Here is a 21,277-nt window from a genome sequence, read left to right as displayed (position 1 = left end):
GCCCCGAGGCGGGCTCGTGGAACGGGTCAGGCCTCGAGCACGAGCGGGACGATCATCGGCCGACGGCGCAGGCGCTGGGAGACATAGCGTCCGATCACGCGTCGCATGACCTGCTGCAGCTGATGGGCATCGCGGCGGTTCGCGGGGTCGGCGACCGCTTCCTCGAGGGCTTTGATGATCTCGGGCCGGACCTTCTCGAACACGGCGGCGTCCTCCGCCACACCGCGGGCGCGGATCTCCGGGCCCGCGAGGAGCGCGCCGGTGGCCGTGTCGACCACGGCGAACAGCGAGATGAAGCCCTCGTCACCGAGGATGCGACGATCCTTGAGGTCCGCCTCGGAGATCTCTCCGACGCTCAAGCCGTCGACATACACGTAGCTGGTGGGGACCTCTCCGACCACCTGCGCGACGCCGTCCCGGAGATCGACCACATGGCCGTCCTGGGCCAGGACGACTCGCTCGCGCGGGACACCGGTGGCCTCGGCGAGACGGCCGTTGGCCAGGAGATGGCGCACCTCGCCGTGGATCGGCATGACGTTCTTCGGTCGCACGATGTTGTAGCAGTACAGCAGCTCACCAGCGCTCGCGTGGCCCGAGGTGTGGACCTTGGCCGTCCCCTTGTGGACCACCTCCGCGCCGAGCGCCATGAGGCCGTTGACCACGCTGAACACCGCGTTCTCGTTGCCGGGGATGAGGGACGAGGCGAGGATGACGACGTCGCCGGGGCCCACGCTGACGCGATGGTCGCCCTGGGCGATCCGTCCCAGTGCGGCCATCGGCTCGCCCTGGCTGCCCGTGCACATGAGCACGACCTGCTCATCGGGGATCGTGGTGATCGCCTTCGCGTCGATCAGGGTGCGCTCGGGCACGCGGAGATATCCCAGCTCCGAGGCGATGCCCATGTTGCGGACCATCGAACGGCCGACGAAGGCCACCTTGCGGCCGTGCGCCGCGGCCGCGTCGAGCACCTGCTGCACGCGGTGGACGTGGCTGGAGAACGAGGCGACCACGATCTTCTGCGTCGCCCGGGCGAAGATCGCCTCCAGCGTGGGGCCGATCTCCTGCTCACCGACCGTGAAGCCGGGCACCTCGGCGTTGGTCGAGTCCGTCATGAACAGGTCCACCCCGGCCTCCCCGAGGCGGGCGAAGGCGCGCAGATCCGTGATGCGTCCGTCCAGGGGCAGCTGGTCCATCTTGAAGTCGCCGGTGTGCAGCACCGTGCCGGCCTCGGTGGAGAGGTGCACCGCCAGGGCGTCCGGGATCGAGTGGTTGACCGCGACGAACTCGCAGTCGAAGGGGCCGAAGCTCTCCTTACGGCCCTCCTCCACCGCGATCGTGGTCGGCGTGATCCGGTGCTCCCTGAGCTTCGCCGTGAGGAAGGCGAGGGTCAGCGTGCTGCCGACCAGCGGGATGTCGTTCTTCATCCGCAGCAGGTAGGGCACGCCACCGATGTGGTCCTCGTGGCCGTGCGTGAGCACGATCGCCTCGATGTCGTCGAGCCGGTCACGGATCGCGTCGAAGTCCGGCAGGATCAGGTCCACGCCGGGCTGGGCGTCCTCGGGGAACAGCACCCCGCAGTCGACGATCAGCAGGCGCCCGTCGATCTCGAACACGGTCATGTTCCGCCCGACGTCGCCGAGACCGCCCAGCGGGGTGATCCTCAGCGTGCCGCGGGCCGGCTCCGGGGCCGGGCCGGACGCCTGGAAGAACCCGGTGGTCATACCGAGGCGCGGGTGGGGTCGCACGAGGGAATGCCGTCGGCCGCGTCGATCGCGTCCGCGAGCGCACGCAGCTGGTCGGTGTCCGCCGGGACATGCGGCCCGCGCATCGCGGCGTGCGGCAGCACGCCCTGCAGGGCCAGGGCGGCCTTCGCCGCCACGGCGCCGGGCATCTTGGCCATGATCGCGTCGACCAGCGGGACGAGGCGACGGTGGGCGTCGAGCGCACCGGCGAGATCGGAACGGTCCACAGCATCGAGCATGAGACGCTCGAGCTCGCCGGCGACCTGACCGACCACGGAGACGAGGCCGGCGGCGCCGATCGTGAGCCACGGGAGGTTCAGGGCGTCCTCGCCGGAGTAGTACGCCAGGCCCGTCTCGGCCATGATCCGGCTGGCCTGCTGCAGGTCGCCCTTGGCATCCTTCACCGCGAGGATCCGGTCGTGCTCACCGAGCCGCAGCAGCGTCTCGTAGGACAATGCGGTGCCCGTCCGGCTCGGGATGTCGTAGAGCATCACCGGCAGGTCGGTGGAGTCGGCGATCGCGGTGGTGTGAGCGATCACCCCGGCCTGGCTGGGCTTGGAGTAGTACGGGGTGACGACCAGCAGCCCGTCCAGGCCCAGATCCGCATGGGCGCGGGCGAGATCGATCGAATGCGCGGTGTCGTAGGTGCCCACGCCGGCGACCACCCGCACCTCGGGGCCGACGGCATCGCGTACGGCCCGGGAGAGCTCGATCTTCTCCACGTCCGTGAGCGTAGGGGCCTCGCCTGTGGTGCCGGAGACCACGATGAGGTCGTTGCCGTGCTCGCTCACGTGCACGGCGAGCTGCTGGGAGGCGTCGAGGTCCACTCCGTGGCCGTCCTCGGTCAACGGGGTGACCACAGCGGTCCCCACCGCGCCGAAGGGCCGCGCGGGGCGCAGGTCGGTGCTGGTCATGGTCTCCTCCCGGAACTGTCCTGATCCCTGGAGCCTAATGCAGGCTCCGGCCGGCTCAGCGCCGTGTCGCGGGTCCGAGATCGACGAGGATCGCGAGCGGCGTGCGCTGGCGGCCCTGGCCGAGGGGATTGTCCGCGAACGTCGCCTCGAGCCGAGCGTTCTCCGTGGCGACGTCCGATCCCAGGACGTTGCGACCGATGTCGTTCGCATCCATCACGACAGTGCCCACGAAGGCATCGCGCAGCGCTGCCGGGATGTCCGCCCCGCGGATCGCCGCGGAGATCTTCGCGGAGACCGCGTCCGGGTCCTTCGGGGGCAGCTTCGCGGAGACGTTCGAGGGGAACGCCGAGTACGGCGTCGGACCGTCGATCGCGCGCACGTTCGCCCCCACGACCTCGTAGAACAGGCCCCGCTTGCCGATCACCTTGCCGGCCGCACCGGCCGCCGAGGCGGCGACCACGCGCGGGAGGCCGACCTCCTGGATGGCGAGCTCCATCGTGGTCGGATCGCCCAGACCGATGCCGGCCGGGGTGCGGGTGACGAAGCGGCTGAGCACCTTCGCGGACCGGCGGGGCCTGATCTCCCAGGTGAACCAGGACCGGCCCTGCGTGATCGCGATGATCTTCTCGCTGATCACGAAGTACCACTGCGCACCGACGGGCACGGTGCCTTCGGGCAGGGACGCGGCGAAGCGCTCGACGCGTTCGCGGACCAGGGAGACGATGTCGTCCTCACGGGAGACCAGCTCGGTCTGCAGCGGCAGGCGGCGCCAGGTGCGGCCGTCGGCCTCGGAGACCAGGTCGAGCTCCTTGCCGGGATTGGCGACATAGTCGCTCTTGGGCTCGACGACATCGCTCGCGGAACTCGTGTCGGCGTCGGTGCCGGCGACCTGGGCCACCGGTACGCTCAGCGCCGCCTGCTCCTGCGCGGCCGCGTCATCGCTCAGCGCCCGCGAGGAGTTCTCGGCGTCGTCGAAGAAGGTGCGCATCCACAGCTCGACGTTCAGCAGGCGCCAGAACATCATCGTGCCGTGGTTGCCGGGGTTCTCGATGTAGTCCTCGAACAGCGCCACGACGCTGGGGGCGTCGAAGTAGGGGCGGCTCGCGAAGGACTCCGAGGTGAAGATCTCCATGAGGTGCGGGGCGATCGTGCGGAACCATTCCCCCTCGGGGGTGGTGAAGCCGATCTTGTTGCGACGCTTGGAGATCATGTCGGGCAGGATCCCGTCCATCGACTCGCGCAGGATCCGCTTGTTCCAGCCGTCGTGGATGATCGCGGATTCGTCCAGCGAGAACAGGAACTTCAGCAGCTCCTTGTCCACGAACGGCACGCGACCCTCGATGCTGAAGCGCATCGTGTTCTTGTCCTCGTAGCGCAGCAGCGAGGGCAGGGAGTGGCGGAAGGTGTCCTCCAGCAGACGCTCCTTGAGGTCGTCCTGGACGGAGGAGACCTTCTCGGAGCTGTGCTCGGCCACGAAACCGGAGTTCAGGAGCGCCTCGATCGGCACCGAGGTGCGACCGGAGTACTTCGACTTCGCGAGCTTGCGCAGGATGTCGCGCGAGCCCACGACCTCGCTGGCGAGATCCTTGAACCGCTTCTGCCGACGCAGCTGGCGCAGGTAGACGTAGAAGTACGGGTTGTACCCGGCCATCATCTCGTCGGCGCCCTGGCCGTCCAGCAGCACGGTGACGTGCTGGCTGGCCTCGCGCATCACCGCATACTGGGCGTACGGGCCGGTGGAGATGATCGGCTCCTCCTGGGTGCGCACGAAGTCGCGCAGGTCCTCGAGGAACGCCTCCGGCTGAGGGTGGATCTTGTGGGCGGTGATCTGGCCGGCGTTGTCGTCGAGCAGCTTGTCGACGTACGCCTCCTCGTCGTTCGAGGAGTTCGGGAAGACGGCCGAGAAGGTGTTCTGGCGGCTGCCGACGGCGCTGAAGCTCTCGTCCTGCGGCTGCTCGCGCAGCTGACGCGCGATCACGGCGGCGACCGCGGAGGAGTCCAGACCGCCGGAGAGCGAGGTGCCCACGGGGACCTCGGACTGCAGGCGCATCCGGATCGACTCGTGGAAGCGCTCGCGGTACTCGTCCACGACCTGCTCGCTGTAGGGGCGGCTGGGGCGCGCGGCGATCTCGCGCAGCTCCTCCTGCAGGCGGGTGAAGGGGGCGACCCGGGTGCCGTCGGGGCGGATCTCGAGGATCTCGCCGGCCATGAGCCGCCGCACGCCGCGGAAGAAGGTCTGGGAGTCGTCGTCCTGGACGCGGAACTTCAGATAGCGGTAGACGGCGCGGTCGTCCGGCGCGGCCTCGAACTGGCCTGCCGCCAGCAGCGAGCGGATCTCGGAGCCGAAGAGCACCTTGGGGCCCACTGCCTCAGCGTCAGCGTCTTCGTGCTCATCGATCCAGTAGTACAGGGGCTTGATGCCGAAGTGGTCGCGGGCGATGGTGACGGTCCCGGTCTGCGCATCGTGGATCGCGAAGGCGAACATGCCGTTGAACCGGTCGTAGGCGGCGGTCCCCCACTCGGCGTGCGCCTCGAGCAGCACCTCGGTATCCGAGTCGGTGCGGAAGGTGTGGCCGAGGGCCTCGAGCTCGTCGCGCAGCTCGAGGTAGTTGTAGGTCTCGCCGTTGTACACGATCGTGTAGCGGCCGTCGGCGCTCGTCATCGGCTGTGCGCCGCCGGCGACGTCGATGATCGCCAGGCGACGATGGGCGAGACCAGTCTCCCCGTCGACGAAGATCCCTTCACCGTCCGGGCCCCGATGGGCCAGGGCGCTGTTCATCCGGCGGGCGATGCCCTCGGTGTCAGCGCCGAATCCGTAGCTGCCGGAGATTCCGCACATGGGACGAGTCCTTTCGAGGGGGACGGCTGCGATCCACGGTGGAGACGCGTCTGGTCGACGCGGGCACCGGAGCCTCTGGGCACCCGTGAGATCGCGCGGCACGGGATCGGCCGCCCGAGCTTATCAACGCGATCAGGCGCTGATCGACAGGCGCGGCGTGAGGTTCAGCTACCTCGGCGGGAGAGGACCAGATCCTCGCCGTCGACAGTGATCTCCAGGTCATCCAGGGATGTGACCAGGGCATCCGCGAGCGGAGCGAGATCGGCGGCGGGAGTGGTGCTGGTCACCGCGATGGTGCGGGCCCCGGCTGCGGCCCCGGAGTGCAGACCGCCCACCGAGTCCTCGATGACGATCGTCCGCTCGGGAGCGACACCAAGACGCTCGGCGCCCAGCAGGTACGGCTCGGGATCGGGCTTCCCGTGGGTGACCTGATCGGCCGTGACCCTCTGCGCGGGCGCCGGGAGCCCCGTGGTGGCCCATCGGGCCTCGAACAGCCCAGCGGTGCAGGAGGTGACGATGGTCCAGGTGGGACGGTTGAGCTGCTCGGCGGCGGCGTCGAGCTCCCGCAGCAGGCGCTCGGTGCCCGGGAGGGTGAGGATCGCGTCGACGTCCGCGATCTCGAGGGCTTCGATCCGGTCGTGCGCCCGCGCCAGCTGCTCCTCATCGAGCTCGGGCATCAGCTCGGCGAGGACCTGGCGAGCAGGCCGGCCGTGCTGTGCCGCGCCGAACGTGAGATCCGTGCCGAGCTCGCGCAGCAGCGTGTTCCAGGCGCGTTCGACCGCCGGGCCGGAGTCGATGAGGGTCCCGTCCATGTCGAGCAGGAGGGTGGTCGTGCGCAGTGGGAGGGCGTCGGTGGGCGCGGACGCGTCAGGGGAGTCCGGAATGGCCGTCATGCCCTTACGTTCTCACATCGCAGGACGGACGTGGAAGCCGCGTCCTCCCTGGTGACCGTACAGTGGGAACCATCATGACCAGCGTTTCCCCGAACCTCGGCCACGCGGGCGGGAGCATCCCGGACGGGGTGCGCACGATCCGTCGCACGGGCTTCGCCATCGGCGTCGCGACCGGCCTGTACGGCATCTCCTTCGGCGCCCTGGCGACGGCCTCCGGACTGGACGTGTGGCAGGCGATGGTCCTCTCCGCGGTGATGTTCACCGGAGGGAGCCAGTTCGCGTTCATCGGGGTCGTCGGCGGGGGCGGGTCCGCCCTCGGTGCGGCCCTCGCGGCGGCCCTCCTCGGCGTGCGCAACACGCTGTACGGACTGATCCTCGCACCGTCCCTCCCCCGCACCGGATGGCGCAGCGTGCTGCGCGCTCACCTCACGATCGACGAATCGGCGGCGCTCGCAGCCGGCGGACGGGACGAGGCGGAGAAGCGCGCCGGGTTCTGGGCGGCCGGGGTCTGGGTGTTCGTGTTCTGGAACCTGTTCTCCCTGGTCGGCGCCCTCGCCGGCCAGTTCGTGGCCGACCCTGCGGCGTGGGGTCTCGATGCCGCCGCCGCAGCCGCTTTCCTGGCTCTGCTGTGGCCGCGCCTGCGCAGCCGGGATGCGGTGGCGATCGCGGTCGCGGCCGCCTTCGTCGCCCTGCTGACCACCCCGGTGCTTCCCGCCGGGCTGCCCGTGCTCGCGGCCGCGCTGGTCGCCGTCGTCGTCGGGGTGCTGCCGAGGAGGGGCCGACGATGAGCATGCTGTGGATCGCGGTGATCGCCGCATCGGTGCTCTCCTTCGGGCAGAAGTGGCTCGGCTACCAGGCGCCGCCCGACGCGCTCGACCGTCCACGGATCTCCCGGACCACGACGCTGCTGCCGATCGCCCTGCTCGGAGCGCTGGTCGCGACGCAGACCGCGACCAGCGGCACGGAGATCGTGCTGGACGCACGGCTCGCGGCGCTCGGGGTGGCCGTGGCGCTGCTGCTGGCCCGGGCCCCGTTCCTGGTGGTCGTGATCGGCGCGGCGGCCGCCGCGGCCGTCCTGCGAGCCCTCGGCTGGGCCTGAGGACTGCTCAGCGTCCTGAGGGACTGCTCAGCGTCGCGCCGCCCGCCGGGCGTCGATCGCACGACGCGTCGCCATCCGGGCGTTCTTCCGATCCCGCAGCGCGTCGTACGCCAGGGCGAGCCGGAACCAGCCGGCCCAGTCGCGGGACTCGGCGTGCCCGGGGGATCCCGTCCCCTGCCGGGCGTCGTCGTCCTGCAGCGCGGCCCGGGCGGCCTCGAACTCGGCGCGAGGATCGTCCTGGATCGCGTCGGCGGGAGGCGCGTAGCGCCGCGCGAGGTCCCCGGCGGCGGCGCCGAACAGCACCTCGCGCCAGGTCACCCAGACGGTCAGCGCCAGCAGGATCACGACGCCGACCGCGAGGCCGTAGCCCACCGCGCTCCCGGCGCGCACGAAGCCCCAGGCGATCCAGCCCAGGCCCCAGCAGTACGCCGCGGTGATCAGCACCAGCAGGGCGACGAAGAGCTTCTGACGCACGGCGGGCCGCTCAGTCGAGCTCGAGGTAGCCGTCCAGGCCCACCGTCAGGCCTGGATGGGAGGAGACGGCACGGACGCCCAGGAGCACGCCGGGCATGAAGCTGGCACGGTCGAAGGAGTCGTGGCGGATCTGGAACTGCTCCCCCGGCCCGCCGAACTGGACCACCTCGTGGGCGACCAGCCCGCGCTGACGCACCGCGTGCACATGGACCCCGTCGACGATCGCGCCGCGCGCGCCCTCGGGATCCTTCTCGGTCGCGTCCGGGACCGGTCCGAGCCCGCCGGCCGCCCGGCCGCGCGCGATCGCGGCGGCGGTGTGGCGGGCCGTGCCCGAGGGGGCGTCGACCTTGTTCGGGTGATGCATCTCGATGATCTCGGCGCTCTCGTAGTAGCGCGCGGCAGTTTCGGCGAAGCGCATCGCCAGCACGGCTCCGATCGCGAAGTTCGGGGCGATCAGCACGCCCACGCCGTCCGCTCCCGCCAACTGCTCGCGCAGGGCATCCAGGCCCTCCTCCGTCCACCCGGTGGTCCCCACCACGGCGTGGATACCGTGCTCGACCAGCCAGCGCACGTTCTCGGCGGTGACAGAGGGGACGGTGAGGTCCACGGCGACCTGCGCTCCTGCCTCTGTGATGAGGTCCAGGGCGTCTCCGCGGCCGAGCTCCGCCACCAGCTCGAGGTCAGGGGCCGCCTCGACGGCGCGGCAGGCTTCGGCGCCCATGCGTCCGGCGGCTCCGATCACGGCGACGCGCAGGGGGGACTGTTCAGCAGCTGTCATGGGGTGCTCCTCGATCGTGGGGTGGTGCGGGCTGGGACGGGATGGAGGTCGAGAGGGCCGGAGGCGACGGCGCCCGGACTCGGCTCGTCGGGAGCCGCGTCGTTCTCTCCTCCCGCTCCCGCCGGCCTCAGTAGTCGGGGCCGACCTCGACCCGGGTGGTGAAGGATCCGGCCAGGCGCGCGGCGAGATCGCGGACGTCGTCGGGACCGACCCGGCCGATCTTCTCCAGGGTCTCGTCGACGCTCGTGTACGTGCCGTGGACCAGCTCGATCGTACCGAGGCGACCCATCCTGCTGCTGGTGTCCTCCAGTCCGAGCGCGAAGGAGCCGGTGATCTGTCCCTTCGCGCGGGACAGCTCCTCCTCGTCGATGCCCCGCTCCCCCATTCGTGCGAGCTCGGCGGCGAGCAGCTCGACCACCTGGGAGGTGCGGCCCGGGCGGCAGGCGGCGTACATGCCAAACAGCCCGGCGTCGCGATACCCGCCGCTGAAGGAGTACACGGAGTAGGCCAGGCCACGCTGCTCGCGGATGTTCTGGAAGAGACGCGAGGACATGCCCCCGCCCAGCACAGACATCAGGACGGACAGGGCGTGGCGATCCTCGCTGAGGGCGGTGAGCCCGTGGCCCCCGAGGTAGATGTGGTTCTGCTCGGTGGTGCGCGAGAGTCGATGGGGCGCGATCCGGGTGACGTCCGGCACGGCGGGCACCGCCGACGTGGAGAGGTCGACACCGCGGGGCCGACGGGCGGGGAGCCGGCCGTCCTCGAGCGTCCATCCGCCTCGACGCAGTCCGGCTCGTATCAGCTCGGCCAGTCCGTCGTGGTCGAGGTCCCCGACCGCGGTGATCACGAGGTTGTCGGGCCGGTAATGCTCGGCCCAGTGCGCGCGGACGTCCTCGATGCTGAGGGAGTTCACGCTCTGCGCGGTACCGCCGACGGGGCGACCGATCGGGGTGTCCGGCCCCAGCACATCGGCCAGGAACGTCTCATAACCGACGTCGTTCGGGTCGTCCTCGGCCATGGCGAGCTCCTCGAGGATGACCTCGCGCTCGGTGGCCAGGGCGTCCTGCTCGAGCAGGCTGCCGGTGATCATGTCCGTGAGAACGTCGACCGCCATCGGCACATCGGCCGAGCGCACCCGGCCGTAGTAGAGGGTGTGCTCCTTGGCGGTGATGGCGTTGGAGTCCCCTCCCACCTCGTCGAAGGCCGTGGCGATGTCCATCGCCGAGCGTCGAGAGGTCCCCTTGAACATCAAGTGCTCGAGCACGTGGGTGGAACCGGCGTGCTCGGGGGCCTCGTCCCGGGAGCCGACGGGCAGCCACAGGCCGATGGCGGCGCTGCGCACGCTGCGGTCGGTCTGGGTCAGCAGCCGCACGCCCCCGGGAAGAATGCTGCGCCGCACGCCGGTGGCCGGGTCGAGCATCACATCGGAGGACGGATCGTCGAAAGCGAGATCGGAAGGCATCACTCGATTGTTCCACGCCGGGGGTGGCGGGACGCCGTGGCACCCGTCACCGCACCGGGGGTGCCACCAACGTCACTCCCCCGTCGGCCCGACCCACCGTGGAGCCGGCCATGGACAGAGGCGCGGCCAGCAGAGGTCGGGCGGCCGGATCAGGAAGGGCCCGGGCGCAGGATCAGGATGGGTCCGGGCACCGGATCAGGAAGGGACCGGACGCGGGAAGGGCAGGCACTCGGGAATGCCTGCCCTTCCTGCTGCGGCGGCCTCAGGCCGCCGAGAGGATCACTTGTCCTCGGAGGATCCCTCGTCGGAGCCGCTCTCGTCGTCCACGGTCACAGCCAGGGAGATCTTCCCGCGGGCGTCGACCTCACGGATCTCCACCTCGATCTTCTGACCGACCTTGGCCACGTCCTCGACGTTCTCGACCCGCTTGCCGTCGTTCAGCTTGCGCAGCTGGGTGACGTGGAGCAGTCCGTCCTTGCCCGGGGTGAGCGAGACGAACGCGCCGAAGTCGACCACGCGCACCACGGTGCCGAGGTAGCGCTCGCCGACCTCGGGGACCTGCGGGTTGGCGATGGCGTTGACCGCGGAACGAGCAGCCTCGGCCGAGGGGCCGTCGGTGGCGCCGATGTAGACGGTGCCGTCGTCCTCGATCGTGATGTCCGCGCCCGTGTCGTCCTGGATCTGGTTGATCATCTGCCCCTTCGGGCCGATGACCGCACCGATCTTGTCGACGGGGACGGTGACCGCGATGACGCGCGGGGCGTACGGGCTCATCTCGTCCGGGGCGTCGATCGCCTCGTGCAGCACGCCGAGGATCGCCAGGCGAGCCTCCTTGGCCTGCGAGAGCGCGCCGCCGAGCACCGAGGCCGGGAGGCCGTCGAGCTTGGTGTCGAGCTGGATCGCGGTGATGAACTCGCTGGTCCCGGCGACCTTGAAGTCCATGTCGCCGAAGGCGTCCTCGGCACCGAGGATGTCGGTCAGAGCCGCGTAGCGGGTCTCGCCGTCCACGGTGTCGGAGATCAGGCCCATGGCGATGCCGGCGACCGGGGCGCGCAGCGGCACACCGGCGTTGAGCAGTGCCAGGGTCGAGGCGCACACCGAGCCCATCGAGGTGGAGCCGTTGGACCCGAGGGCCTCGGACACCTGACGGATCGCGTAGGGGAACTCCTCGCGGCTGGGCAGGACCGGCACCAGCGCGCGCTCGGCGAGCATGCCGTGGCCGACCTCGCGGCGCTTCGGGGAGCCGACCCGCCCGGTCTCGCCGGTGGAGTACGGCGGGAAGTTGTAGTGGTGCACGTAGCGCTTGTGGTGCACGGGCGACAGCGAATCGATCTGCTGCTCCATCTTGAGCATGTTCAGCGTGGTGACACCCATGATCTGGGTCTCGCCGCGCTGGAACAGCGCCGAGCCGTGCACCCGCGGGAGCACCTCGACCTCGGCGGAGAGCGCACGGATGTCACGCAGCCCACGGCCGTCGATGCGGACGCCGTCGGTCAGCACCTTCTTGCGCACGACCTGCTTGGTCAGTGCACGGAAGGCACCGGTGACCTCCTTCTCGCGGCCTTCGAGCTGAGCGCCCTCACCGGCGAGCTCCTCGGTCAGCTCACCGAGCAGCTGCTCGGTGCGCTCCTCGCGCTCGGTCTTCGCGGCGATGGACATGACCTCCGCGAGACGCTCGGCGGCGGCGGTCTCGACGATGTCGTAGGCGTCGTCCTGGAAGTCCAGGAACAGCGGGAACTCGCGCACCGGCTTGGCGGCGGTGGCCGCCAGCTCCTGCTGGGCCACGCACAGGCTGCGGATGAAGACCTTGGCGGCCTCCAGACCCTCGGCCACGACGGACTCGGTGGGAGCGATGGCGCCCTGCTCGGTGATGAGCGTCCAGGCGTTGTCGGTGGCCTCTGCCTCGACCATCATGATCGCGACGTCCTGGTTCCCCTGCTCGTCCTCGACCATGCGACCGGCGACGACCATCGAGAAGACGGCCTCGTCGAGCTGCGAGAAGGTGGGGAAGGCGACCCACTGGCCGCCCTGGGCGGTCGGCATGAGCGCGATGCGCACGGCGCCGATCGGACCCGAGAAGGGCAGCCCGGAGATCTGGGTGGAGGCCGAGGCGCCGTTGATGCCGACGACGTCGTACGCGTCATCGGGACCGCTGGACATGACGGTCAGGACGACCTGGACCTCGTTGCGCAGGCCCTTGACGAACGCAGGGCGCAGCGGACGGTCGGTGAGGCGGGCGGCGAGGATCGCGTCGGTGCCGGGACGGCCCTCACGACGGAAGAACGAGCCCGGGATGCGGCCCGCGGCGTACATCCGCTCCTCGACGTCGATCGTGAGCGGGAAGAAGTCGAAGTGATCCTTGGGGCGGTTCGAGACCGCGGTGGCGGACAGCACCATCGTGTCGTCGTCGAGGTAGACGGCGACGGCGCCGGCGGCCTGCTGGGCGAGACGACCGGTCTCGAAGCGGACCTCGCGACGGCCGAAGGAGCCGTTGTCGATGACTGCGGTGGTCGCGGTGATTTCAGGGCCTTCCATGGCCATGTGCATCTCCTTGGGTAGGGGGTTGCCCTGCCGGTGCGGCTCTCGCCAGTCACGCGCGGTCCGTGGCGGACTCCGAGGAGCCGGATGCCGAGGGACCGCAGGTCACTGCCGAGGACCGAACCTGGTCGGGGCGGGATTCTGGGGCGCCCGCACGGGCGGGCAGATGAAACCGCCGCCCGCCCGTGAGGGGCGAGCGGCGGACAGGATCAGCGGCGGATGCCGAGGCGCTGGATCAGGTCTCGGTAACGCGTGATGTCGCTGGCTGCCAGGTACTTCAGCAGGCGCTTGCGCTGGCCGACCAGGAGCATGAGACCGCGGCGCGAGTGGTGATCGTGCTTGTGGGTCTTCAGGTGCTCGGTCAGGTACTTGATGCGGTGCGTGAGGAGCGCGGCCTGGACCTCGGGCGAACCGGTGTCACCCTCGGCGGTCGCGTATTCCTTGATGATCTCCTGCTTGGTGGCGGTGTCGAAGGCCATGGTTCTCCTGTGGTCGTTGCGCGGCGCTCCGGGACCTGGTGTCCCGGGCTCTCTGGGCGAGCCGCGACCCGCCGATGCCGCGCTCGTCCGAGGACAGGTGCTGCAGGTGGGGCGGACTGGCTCTCCGCGGCCGAATTCACGGCCTGTGCAGGATATCAGGCAGGTGACGGCGCGAGGGGCTGCCCGCTCCCGAGAGTGCGACGGGTCACCTCGACGTCGCGCTCCATCTGCTCGATGAGCTCCTCGATCGAGTCGAACTTGAGCGTGGGCCGCTGGAAGGCGACGACCTCGAGACGCACGGTGTCCCCGTACAGATCCAGATCGTGGGCACCGTGGACGTAGGCCTCGACGGTGCGGCGCGGCGCGCCGTCGATCTCGAACGTCGGGTTCGTGCCGATCGAGATGGTTGCGGCGGCGCCGATCAGGGGCTCGGTGCCGGTGTGCGCGACGTCCTGCTCGAGCACGGTGAGATAGCCGGCGTAGACGCCGTCGGCCGGGATCAGCCCGGCGGGCGTCGGGCCCAGGTTCGCGGTGGGGAAGCCCAGCTCGCGGCCGCGCTGGAACCCGTGGCGCACCGTGTCGGTCACGGTGTGGAAGCGGCCGAGCCCCTCGGTCGCGACGTCGATGTCCCCGGTGAGCAGAGCAGCACGGATCGCGGAGGACGAGATGCGGCCGGTCCCGGCGCCCTCGGGCCCCAGGTCCGAGACGGTCACCACCTCGAAGTCGTACTTCCGGCCGAGCTCGCGCATCGTCTCGATGGTCCCGGCGTTGGCCCGTCCGAACAGGGCATCCTCGCCGAGCACCACGCACTTCATCCCGAGCGCCTCGACGAGGAAGACGCGCACGAAGTCCTCCGGCGAGTAGAGAGCGAACTCCCGCGTGAACTCGAGGTCCAGCACCCCGTGCACCCCGGCGAGCAGCAGCAGACGGTCACGGTCCTCGTGACCGGTCAGCAGCGGCGGCTCGCCCGGCGTGCCCATCACATGCCGGGGGTGCGGCCAGAAGGTCAGGGCCACGGGCGTGAGCGAGCGGGCCTCCGCATGGCTCACCAGCTGGTCGAGCACGTAGCGGTGACCGCGGTGGATCCCGTCGTAGTTCCCGATCGAGACCGCCGTCGCCCCGAGATCGGCAGGCACGTCCTGCACGGAGTGCCAGATGGGGGTGCGGGTCACGGCGCGGTCATGTCCTTCCAGGGCCGGGCGCACACTGGCGCCCTCGAGCGATAACACCGATCCGGCGGCGAGCCGGGACGGCGGACGTCCGTCGACGCGCACGCACCGACGGCCGAGGAACACTGTAACGCCCGGCCGCCTCCCCTCAGTCCCGTCGGTCCCGCACCGCACTGCGCAGCGGACGGCAGCGGACGTCGCCGTCCGGTCGGACGTGACCCAGCTGTGACGAAGCTCGGCCTCGAGGTCATATTGCCGAGCACCCCTCCTCCGTTACCCTGAACGACAAGGCGGCGCCGGGGAGGGACCCCTGTGCCCTCCCGCGCACGACGCGGGGGCTGACACGTTGGCCGCTGGGAACGGAATCCACTCCATGACGAATGTGACCGCATCGGCCGCGACGGGCGGGCCGTCCCGACCCACCGGCCGCCACGGCCGTCGACGTGCCCTCATCATCGTGGTGTCGATCCTCGCCGTGCTCGCAGTGGTCCTCACCGGCGGGGCACTCGCCTATGCCAAGCAGTACGAGGACAAGGCCCTTCCGGGCACCACCGTGCTCGGCCATGACGTGGCCGGCAAGTCGGCCGAGGAGATCTCGACGCTCGTCGCCGAGCAGGGCAAGGGGGTCACCGTCGCCGTCACCGCCGGTGACCAGCAGGTCGACGCCACCCTCGAGGAGCTCGGCGTGAGCGTCGATGCCGACGCGACCGCGCAGGCCGCCCTCGGGCGCGACGCCTCGCTGCCGGACGTCGTCGCCTCCACCTGGTCCGGGGAGCACCCCATCGAACCGGTCGTGGACGTCGACGAGGACGCCGTCTCCACGTTCGCCGAGGGCCTCGTGCCCGAGGAGATGAAGAAGCCGGTGGACGCGAAGGTCACCTTCGACGAGGATGCCAAGACCTGGAACGCCGTCCCGGGCCGAAACGGCCAGGGCGTGGACCCCCAGCCGCTCGTGGAGGCCGTCTCCCAGAAGGCCCCCGCGCTCGAGGACTTCAGCGTCGAACAGCCGCTCGAGGAGATCGCCCCGGCGATCACCACCGAGGAGGCGGAGAAGACCGTCGGCACCATCTCCTCGCTGCTCGAACAGCCCATGTCCATCTCCAGCGCCGAGGACACGACCCACGAGGTCTCCCCGGAGCGTCGCAGCAGCTGGCTCTCCGTGGCCCCCGACGATTCCGGGAAGGCCCTCGAGGTCTCGGTCGACGAGGACGCCGTGCGCGCCTGGGTCTCCGACCGCGCCGCCGACGATTCGGTCGAGGCCAAGGACGGGATCGAGCAGGTCGACGAGGACGGCGAGGTCGTCAAGGTCGTCAGCAAGAAGAAGGACGGCCTGGAGATCACCAACTCCGATGCCGTGGCCGATGAGCTGATCGCCGCGCTGCAGGGCACCACCCCTCTCGAGGCCGCCTTCAAGACCAAGAAGATCGAGTCCGAGGTCGAGAAGGTCGACGCGCCCGAGGACGAGAAGGACGACGCCTCCAAGGACGATGACAAGTCCAAGGACGACGACAAGGACAAGCCGGCGGACAAGCCCACGGGCGAGAAGTGGATCGACGTCGACCTCAGCAACAAGACCGTCACGGCCTATGTCGGGGACACCCCGGTGTGGGGCCCGCGGTCGATGGTCGACGGCAAGGAGGGCAACGAGACCCCGGCCGGCAGCTACGAGATCTATCTGCGCTACGACCGTCAGGACATGACGAACGCGGCGTACTACCCCGAGGGCCACGAGAAGTACTACTACAACGAGGACGTCCCCTGGGTGCAGTACTTCCACCACGGCTATGGCTTCCATGGGGCACCGTGGCGCTCGTCCTTCGGCTACTCCGGGTCGCACGGCTGCATCAACATGCCCGTCTCCGACGCGAAGTGGCTGTACGACTGGGCGTCGATGGGCACCCGGGTGGAGTCGCACTACTGAGGCGTTCACCCCGATGCCGCCGAACCGGCACAGGCATCGAGTGAGCAGCGGCATCGCGCCAGCGGCGACATCGAGCCAGTTGTCACGGGGAGTCAGGCGCCACGGACGGTGGCATGACAAGACCCCTCCCGGAGGATCCGGGAGGGGTCTCGTGCGTGTCAGCAGCGGGCGTCGAGCGGGACGACGAGCACCGGGCGCCAGTGTGCGCCGTCCGGTCGCAGGACTGCGCACAGGGCACCGGAGGGGTCCAGTGCGGCCACCAGATCGTCGGCCCCTCGTGCGGGTCGCGGCCCGGACGGCTCTCCCTCTGAAGCGGATGCCGGGGAGGGGTCCTGGTCCCGTGCGATGCGCTTGCCGTCGGCCAGCTCGCGGGCCGCCTGCTCATCGACCGTGAGGACAGGGAGCACCCGCCCGGCGGTCTCCCCCAGCCCTGGCAGGGGCAGCTCGACGTCGTCGCCCTCGCCGCGCGCGGGAACGTGCAGGGCCCCGTCGACGGAGAAGGGGCCCACGCTCGTGCGGCGCAGCGCGAGGAGATGGCCGCCGACGTCGAGCGCTGCGCCCAGATCCCGGGCCAGAGCACGCACGTAGGTGCCCGAGGAGCAGGTGACGACAGCATCGAGGTCCAGATGGCCCTCGGTCTCCCGGCGCGCAGTGATCTCGAAGCGGGAGATCCGCACCGGCCGGGCGGCGAGCTGGACATCCTCCCCGGCCCGGGCGCGAGCGTAGGCGCGCTGGCCGTCGACCTTGATGGCGCTGACGGTGGAGGGGACCTGCTGGATGTCTCCGCGCAGCTGCTGCAGCTGCGCCTCGATCTCCGCATCCGTCAGGCCGGTGGCCTCGTGATGCTCCCCGATCGCCTCGCCCTCGCGGTCATCCGTGACGGTGGAGCGCCCCAGCCTGATCGTGGCCTCATAGGTCTTGTCCAGTCCCACCAGGTGCGTGAGCAGACGAGTGCCCTGGCCGATGCCGAGGATCAGCAGCCCTGTCGCCATCGGATCCAGGGTGCCGGCATGGCCCACCTTCTTGGTGTGCAGCAGCCAGCGCACCCGGGCGACGACGTCGTGACTGGTCCGATCCGGCGCCTTGTCGACCAGCAGGATCCCGTGCGGGGCGCTGCTGTGCGGGGCGCTCACGCGTCCTCGCGCTCGTCGGTCCCCTCGTCCGGATCCGCGTCCCGCTCCTCGAGGTCATCTGCCCCGTGGGTCTCGTCGGCCGCATCGGCCTCGTCGCGGGCGACCCGGTACGGCTCCGCCTCGCCGGCGTAGTCAGCGCCCTCCTTCGCCTTGGCGAGCTCGGCGTCACGGCCCCGGGCCTCGGAGAGCAGGTCCTCGATCACGCGGGCGTTCTCGGGAACGGCGTCGGCGATGAACTCGAGGGTCGGGGTCAGGCGCACGCCGGTCTGCCGACCCACCTCACGACGGAGCATGCCGGTGGCGCTGACCAGCGCAGCGGCGGTGCCTTCGCGTTCCTCGTCGGTGCCGAAGACGGTGTAGAAGAGCGTCGCGTGCTGCAGGTCGCCGCTCACGCGGACGTCCGTGATGGTCACGAAGCCGAGTCGGGGGTCCTTGACGCGGGAGTCGAGCATCGTCGCGACGATCACCTTGATGCGATCGGCGAGCTTGAGGGCGCGGGGGTTGTCGGTCATGGTCGGTCATTCTCCTGAGGGGTGCAGAGAGCGGAGTGCTCGTCGATGCGGGGATGGTCTGTGGTGGTGGCGAGCACGGCACTCGTCATGTCATGGCCGAGGGTATGCCGGGACGGGGCGGACGCGATACCCGCTCGCCCGTGCGGCCGGCAGTGGCGGCGTGCGCTGCCCGGAGAACACCGGGGCGATCGACCCCGCGCAGGCCGAGACCCCCGGCGCGCGCCCGGGACCCGAAGGGCCCAGGCGCACGCCGGGGGTGGTGCGACCGCTGCACAGGGGCGGCCGGGCACCCAGGGGCGCCCGGCCGGCTCCGCATCAGATGCGGGGCTTCTCCTGCATCTCGTACGTCGTGATGACGTCGCCGATCTGCAGGTCGTTGAAGGATCCCAGGTTGATACCGCATTCGTAGCCGTCACGAACCTCGGTCACATCATCCTTGTAGCGACGCAGGCCGGCGATCTCGAGGTTCTCGGTGATCACCACACCCTGACGGGTGATGCGCGCCTTGCCGCCGCGCTTGATGAGGCCACCGCGCACGATGGAGCCGGCGATGTTGCCGAACTTGGAGGAGCGGAAGATCTCGCGGATCTCCGCCGTGCCGAGCTCGACCTCCTCGTACTCCGGCTTGAGCATGCCCTTGAGAGCCTGCTCGACCTCGTCGATGGCGTTGTAGATGACCGAGTAGTACTTGATCTCCACACCCTCGCGGTCGGCGTACTCCGCGTTCAGGCCCTCGGCCCTCACGTTGTAGCCGATGATGATGGCGTCCGAGGCCACGGCGAGGTTGATGTTGTTCATCGTGATCGCGCCGACGCCGCGGTCGATGATCCGCAGATCCACGCCGTCGCCGACCTCGATCCCGAGCAGCGACTCCTCCAGCGCCTCGACGGCACCGGCTGCGTCGCCCTTGAGGATGAGGTTGAGCGTCTCGACCTTGCCCTCGGCCATCGACTTGGTGATGTCCTCGAGGCTGATGCGCTTGCGCGCCTTGGACAGCGACGCGGCACGCTTGGCGGCCTCGCGCTTCTCGGCGATCTGGCGAGCGGTGCGCTCGTCCGGAGCGACCAGGAACGAGTCACCGGCGCCGGGGACCGAGGTGAGACCGAGGACCTGCACCGGACGGGACGGACCCGCCTCGGTGATGTTGTCGCCGTTCTCGTCGACCATCGCACGGACTCGGCCGTGGCCGGTGCCGCAGACGATCGCGTCGCCGACGTGCAGGGTTCCCTGCTGGACGAGGACCGTGGCGACCGGGCCGCGACCGCGATCGAGGTTCGCCTCGATCGACACACCGCGCGCATCCTTCTCCGCGTTGGCCCTGAGCTCCAGAGCGGCGTCCGCAGTGAGCAGGACGGCCTCCAGCAGCGCCTCGATGTTCTGGTTCTCCCGAGCGGAGACGTCCACGAACATCGTGTCGCCGCCGTACTCCTCGGCGATCAGGTTGTACTCGGTCAGCTGCTGACGGATCTTCTCCGGGTTCGAGTCCGGCTTGTCGATCTTGTTGACCGCGACCACGATCGGCACGTTCGCCGCCTGGGCGTGGTTGAGCGCCTCGATGGTCTGCGGCATGACGCCGTCATCGGCCGCGACCACGAGGATCGCGATGTCGGTGACGTCGGCGCCACGGGCACGCATGGCGGTGAACGCCTCGTGACCGGGGGTATCGATGAAGGTCAGCGCGCGATCCTCACCCTCGTGCTCGACGCCCACCTGGTAGGCACCGATGTGCTGGGTGATGCCGCCGGCCTCGCCGGCGCCGACGGTCGCCTTCCGGATCGTGTCGAGCAGGCGGGTCTTGCCGTGGTCGACGTGGCCCATGACCGTGACGACCGGCGGGCGCGGGACGCGGTCCTCGTCGTCCTCCTCGGCGAGCTCGGCATCGAGATCGATGTCGAACTGCTCGAGCAGCTCGCGCTCCTCGTCCTCCGGGGAGACGATCTCGATCTTGTAGCCCAGCTCGGTGCCGAGCAGATCGAAGGTGACCTCGTCGAGGGACTGGGTGGCCGTGGCCATCTCGCCCATCGCGAACAGGACGGTGATCAGCGACGCCGGGTTGACGTCGATGCGCTCGGCGAAGTCCGACAGGGACGCGCCGCGGCGCAGACGGATCGGGGTGTTGCCGTCACCGCGCGGGATGGAGACGCCACCCGGCGCAGGTGCCGACATCTGCTCGAATTCCTGACGCTTCGCGCGCTTCGACTTGCGCGAGCGGGCGGGCTTGCCACCGCGGCCGAAGGCACCCTGCGTGCTGCCGCGACCGCCGCGACCACGGGGACCACCGGGACCGCCGCCCGGACGACCACCGGGGCCACCGGGACCGCCGCCGGGACGACCGCCGCGACCGCGGTTGTCTCCGCCGCCGGGACGGGCGTCGGCGAGACCGCCGTGGGAGTGCTGGCGCATGATGCCGGGAGTGGGCATGCCCGGACGGGGGCCGCCGCCGGGACGGGGCGCTGCCCCATCACGCTGCGGACGCGCCGCACCGGCCTGGTCGCCTGCGCCGCCCTGGCCCGGCTTGCGGGCCCCGGGGCGGGGCATGCCCTGCGAGCTGGCGAAGGGGTTGTTGCCCGGGCGCGGAGCGCCGCCGTCCCGCGACGGACGACCGCCGCCCTGGCCCGGCTTGCGGGCGCCGGGGCGGGGCATGCCCTGCGAGCTGGCGAAGGGGTTGTTCCCGGGACGGCCTGCACCCGGACGGGGCGCTGGACGCTCGCCGCCGGGCTTCGGGGCACCGCCCGGCTTGGGGGCGGCACCGGGCTTCGGGGCAGCGCCGGGCTTGGGTGCGGAGCCGGGCGTGGGTGCACCGGCGGACGGAGCCGCTGCGGCATCACTCTCGGGCGTCTGCTTCGCGGCCTGCTCCGGCTGTTCTGCCTGCTCCGGCTTCTCAGCCGGGGCCGGCTTCTCGGCAGCGGTGGGCTCAGCGGCGGGCGCGGGGGTCACTGCCTCGGCCGGTGCGGACTTCGCACCGGGCTTCGGCGCGCCACCGGGCTTGGGGGCTCCGCCGGGCTTGCCGGCTGCGGGAGCGTCGGCGCTGGTCTTGGCCGTCTTCTCGCCGCTCTTGGCATCGCTGCCGCCGCCCTGTGCGGGCAGCTCCTGGCGCAGACGCCGAGCGACGGGGGCCTCGATGGTCGAAGAGGCGGAGCGAACGAATTCGCCCATGTCCTGCAGCTTCTGCAGAACGACCTTGCTGGGGTGTCCGAGCTCCTTGGCGAGCTCGTGGACGCGGACCTTAGCCACATTTCTCCTGTCTCGGTCCGGCCGACAAGAGGGCTCGGACCATTAATTCCTGAGGGTGCTCATTGGTGAGTACTCATCGGATGTCCATGG

General features: G+C 70.4%; 16 protein-coding genes. 3 read left to right on the top strand and 13 right to left on the bottom strand.

All coding sequences use genetic code 11. From position 1 onward, the window contains the following. Positions 1–26: 26 nt before the first annotated feature. The 4 genes from CIK71_RS05110 to CIK71_RS05095 form a co-directional block, all read right to left on the bottom strand. Positions 27–1,721, bottom strand: a complete 1,695-nt coding sequence (locus CIK71_RS05110) for a ribonuclease J (protein ID WP_096164072.1) — start codon at positions 1,719–1,721, stop codon at positions 27–29. Further along, positions 1,718–2,656: a 4-hydroxy-tetrahydrodipicolinate synthase gene (gene dapA, locus CIK71_RS05105; protein WP_096164071.1), complete on the bottom strand. Its 939-nt coding sequence runs from the start codon at positions 2,654–2,656 to the stop codon at positions 1,718–1,720. Before dapA ends, CIK71_RS05110 begins: the two co-directional genes overlap by 4 nt. 55 nt (positions 2,657–2,711) lie before the next feature. Further along, positions 2,712–5,495 (bottom strand): asparagine synthase (glutamine-hydrolyzing), encoded by a 2,784-nt coding sequence (gene asnB / locus CIK71_RS05100; protein WP_096164070.1) that lies wholly within the window; start codon positions 5,493–5,495, stop codon positions 2,712–2,714. Between the two features lie 164 nt (positions 5,496–5,659). Then, a complete protein-coding gene (locus CIK71_RS05095; protein WP_096164069.1) occupies positions 5,660–6,388 on the bottom strand; it encodes an HAD-IA family hydrolase in 729 nt (242 codons plus the stop codon). 74 nt (positions 6,389–6,462) lie between these two features. On the opposite strand from CIK71_RS05095, the gene CIK71_RS05090 reads away from it, so the two are divergent. Then, on the top strand, positions 6,463–7,176 hold the full coding sequence (locus CIK71_RS05090) for an AzlC family ABC transporter permease (protein WP_096164068.1): 714 nt from the start codon (positions 6,463–6,465) through the stop codon (positions 7,174–7,176). Then, on the top strand, positions 7,173–7,487 hold the full coding sequence (locus CIK71_RS05085) for an AzlD domain-containing protein (RefSeq protein ID WP_096164067.1): 315 nt from the start codon (positions 7,173–7,175) through the stop codon (positions 7,485–7,487). The genes CIK71_RS05090 and CIK71_RS05085 overlap by 4 nt, the downstream gene beginning before the upstream one ends. 27 nt (positions 7,488–7,514) lie before the next feature. Here CIK71_RS05085 and CIK71_RS05080 read toward each other — a convergent pair whose 3' ends face one another. The 6 genes from CIK71_RS05080 to CIK71_RS05055 all read right to left on the bottom strand — a co-directional run bounded on the left by CIK71_RS05080 (position 7,515) and on the right by CIK71_RS05055 (position 14,390). Next, a complete protein-coding gene (locus tag CIK71_RS05080; RefSeq protein ID WP_096164066.1) occupies positions 7,515–7,961 on the bottom strand; it encodes a hypothetical protein in 447 nt (148 codons plus the stop codon). Between the two features lie 10 nt (positions 7,962–7,971). Beyond that, a complete protein-coding gene (gene dapB, locus CIK71_RS05075; protein ID WP_096164065.1) occupies positions 7,972–8,739 on the bottom strand; it encodes a 4-hydroxy-tetrahydrodipicolinate reductase in 768 nt (255 codons plus the stop codon). A 127-nt stretch (positions 8,740–8,866) separates the two neighbouring features. Continuing rightward, positions 8,867–10,201 (bottom strand): M16 family metallopeptidase, encoded by a 1,335-nt coding sequence (locus tag CIK71_RS05070; protein ID WP_096164064.1) that lies wholly within the window; start codon positions 10,199–10,201, stop codon positions 8,867–8,869. 279 nt (positions 10,202–10,480) lie between these two features. Then, positions 10,481–12,742 (bottom strand): polyribonucleotide nucleotidyltransferase, encoded by a 2,262-nt coding sequence (locus CIK71_RS05065; RefSeq protein ID WP_096164063.1) that lies wholly within the window; start codon positions 12,740–12,742, stop codon positions 10,481–10,483. 206 nt (positions 12,743–12,948) lie between these two features. After that, positions 12,949–13,218, bottom strand: coding sequence for a 30S ribosomal protein S15 (gene rpsO, locus CIK71_RS05060; protein ID WP_096164062.1), 270 nt, complete (start codon positions 13,216–13,218; stop codon positions 12,949–12,951). A 155-nt stretch (positions 13,219–13,373) separates the two neighbouring features. Beyond that, a complete protein-coding gene (locus CIK71_RS05055) occupies positions 13,374–14,390 on the bottom strand; it encodes a bifunctional riboflavin kinase/FAD synthetase (RefSeq protein WP_096164061.1) in 1,017 nt (338 codons plus the stop codon). Between the two features lie 370 nt (positions 14,391–14,760). Here CIK71_RS05055 and CIK71_RS05050 point away from each other — a divergent pair, with 370 nt between their 5' ends. Then, positions 14,761–16,308, top strand: coding sequence for a L,D-transpeptidase family protein (locus CIK71_RS05050; protein WP_096164060.1), 1,548 nt, complete (start codon positions 14,761–14,763; stop codon positions 16,306–16,308). A gap of 158 nt (positions 16,309–16,466) precedes the next feature. Here CIK71_RS05050 and truB read toward each other — a convergent pair whose 3' ends face one another. The 3 genes from truB to infB form a co-directional block, all read right to left on the bottom strand. Then, positions 16,467–17,441 carry a tRNA pseudouridine(55) synthase TruB gene (gene truB, locus CIK71_RS05045; protein WP_096164059.1) on the bottom strand — a complete coding sequence of 325 codons (975 nt, stop codon included), beginning with the start codon at positions 17,439–17,441 and terminating at the stop codon, positions 16,467–16,469. Continuing rightward, positions 17,438–17,953: a 30S ribosome-binding factor RbfA gene (gene rbfA / locus CIK71_RS05040; protein ID WP_096164058.1), complete on the bottom strand. Its 516-nt coding sequence runs from the start codon at positions 17,951–17,953 to the stop codon at positions 17,438–17,440. The genes truB and rbfA overlap by 4 nt, the downstream gene beginning before the upstream one ends. 315 nt (positions 17,954–18,268) lie before the next feature. After that, positions 18,269–21,187, bottom strand: coding sequence for a translation initiation factor IF-2 (gene infB, locus CIK71_RS05035; protein ID WP_096164057.1), 2,919 nt, complete (start codon positions 21,185–21,187; stop codon positions 18,269–18,271). Between the last annotated feature and the right edge of the window lie 90 nt (positions 21,188–21,277).

The sequence above is a fragment of the Brachybacterium alimentarium genome (genome assembly GCF_002332425.1).
Taxonomy (GTDB): domain Bacteria; phylum Actinomycetota; class Actinomycetes; order Actinomycetales; family Dermabacteraceae; genus Brachybacterium; species Brachybacterium alimentarium.
The sequence above is the reverse complement of the archived record's forward strand: the minus strand, read 5'-3'. Positions and strand labels throughout refer to the sequence as shown.

Excerpts from the sequence above, each read along its gene's own strand:
- CIK71_RS05110 (WP_096164072.1), bottom strand. The coding sequence starts at position 1,721 with ATGACCACCGGGTTCTTCCAGGCGTCCGGCCCGGCCCCGGAGCCGGCC.
- dapA (WP_096164071.1), bottom strand. The coding sequence starts at position 2,656 with ATGACCAGCACCGACCTGCGCCCCGCGCGGCCCTTCGGCGCGGTGGGG.
- asnB (WP_096164070.1), bottom strand. The coding sequence starts at position 5,495 with ATGTGCGGAATCTCCGGCAGCTACGGATTCGGCGCTGACACCGAGGGC.
- CIK71_RS05095 (WP_096164069.1), bottom strand. The coding sequence starts at position 6,388 with ATGACGGCCATTCCGGACTCCCCTGACGCGTCCGCGCCCACCGACGCC.
- CIK71_RS05090 (WP_096164068.1), top strand. The coding sequence starts at position 6,463 with ATGACCAGCGTTTCCCCGAACCTCGGCCACGCGGGCGGGAGCATCCCG.
- CIK71_RS05085 (WP_096164067.1), top strand. The coding sequence starts at position 7,173 with ATGAGCATGCTGTGGATCGCGGTGATCGCCGCATCGGTGCTCTCCTTC.
- dapB (WP_096164065.1), bottom strand. The coding sequence starts at position 8,739 with ATGACAGCTGCTGAACAGTCCCCCCTGCGCGTCGCCGTGATCGGAGCC.
- CIK71_RS05070 (WP_096164064.1), bottom strand. The coding sequence starts at position 10,201 with ATGCCTTCCGATCTCGCTTTCGACGATCCGTCCTCCGATGTGATGCTC.
- CIK71_RS05065 (WP_096164063.1), bottom strand. The coding sequence starts at position 12,742 with ATGGCCATGGAAGGCCCTGAAATCACCGCGACCACCGCAGTCATCGAC.
- rpsO (WP_096164062.1), bottom strand. The coding sequence starts at position 13,218 with ATGGCCTTCGACACCGCCACCAAGCAGGAGATCATCAAGGAATACGCG.
- CIK71_RS05050 (WP_096164060.1), top strand. The coding sequence starts at position 14,761 with ATGACGAATGTGACCGCATCGGCCGCGACGGGCGGGCCGTCCCGACCC.
- rbfA (WP_096164058.1), bottom strand. The coding sequence starts at position 17,953 with ATGACCGACAACCCCCGCGCCCTCAAGCTCGCCGATCGCATCAAGGTG.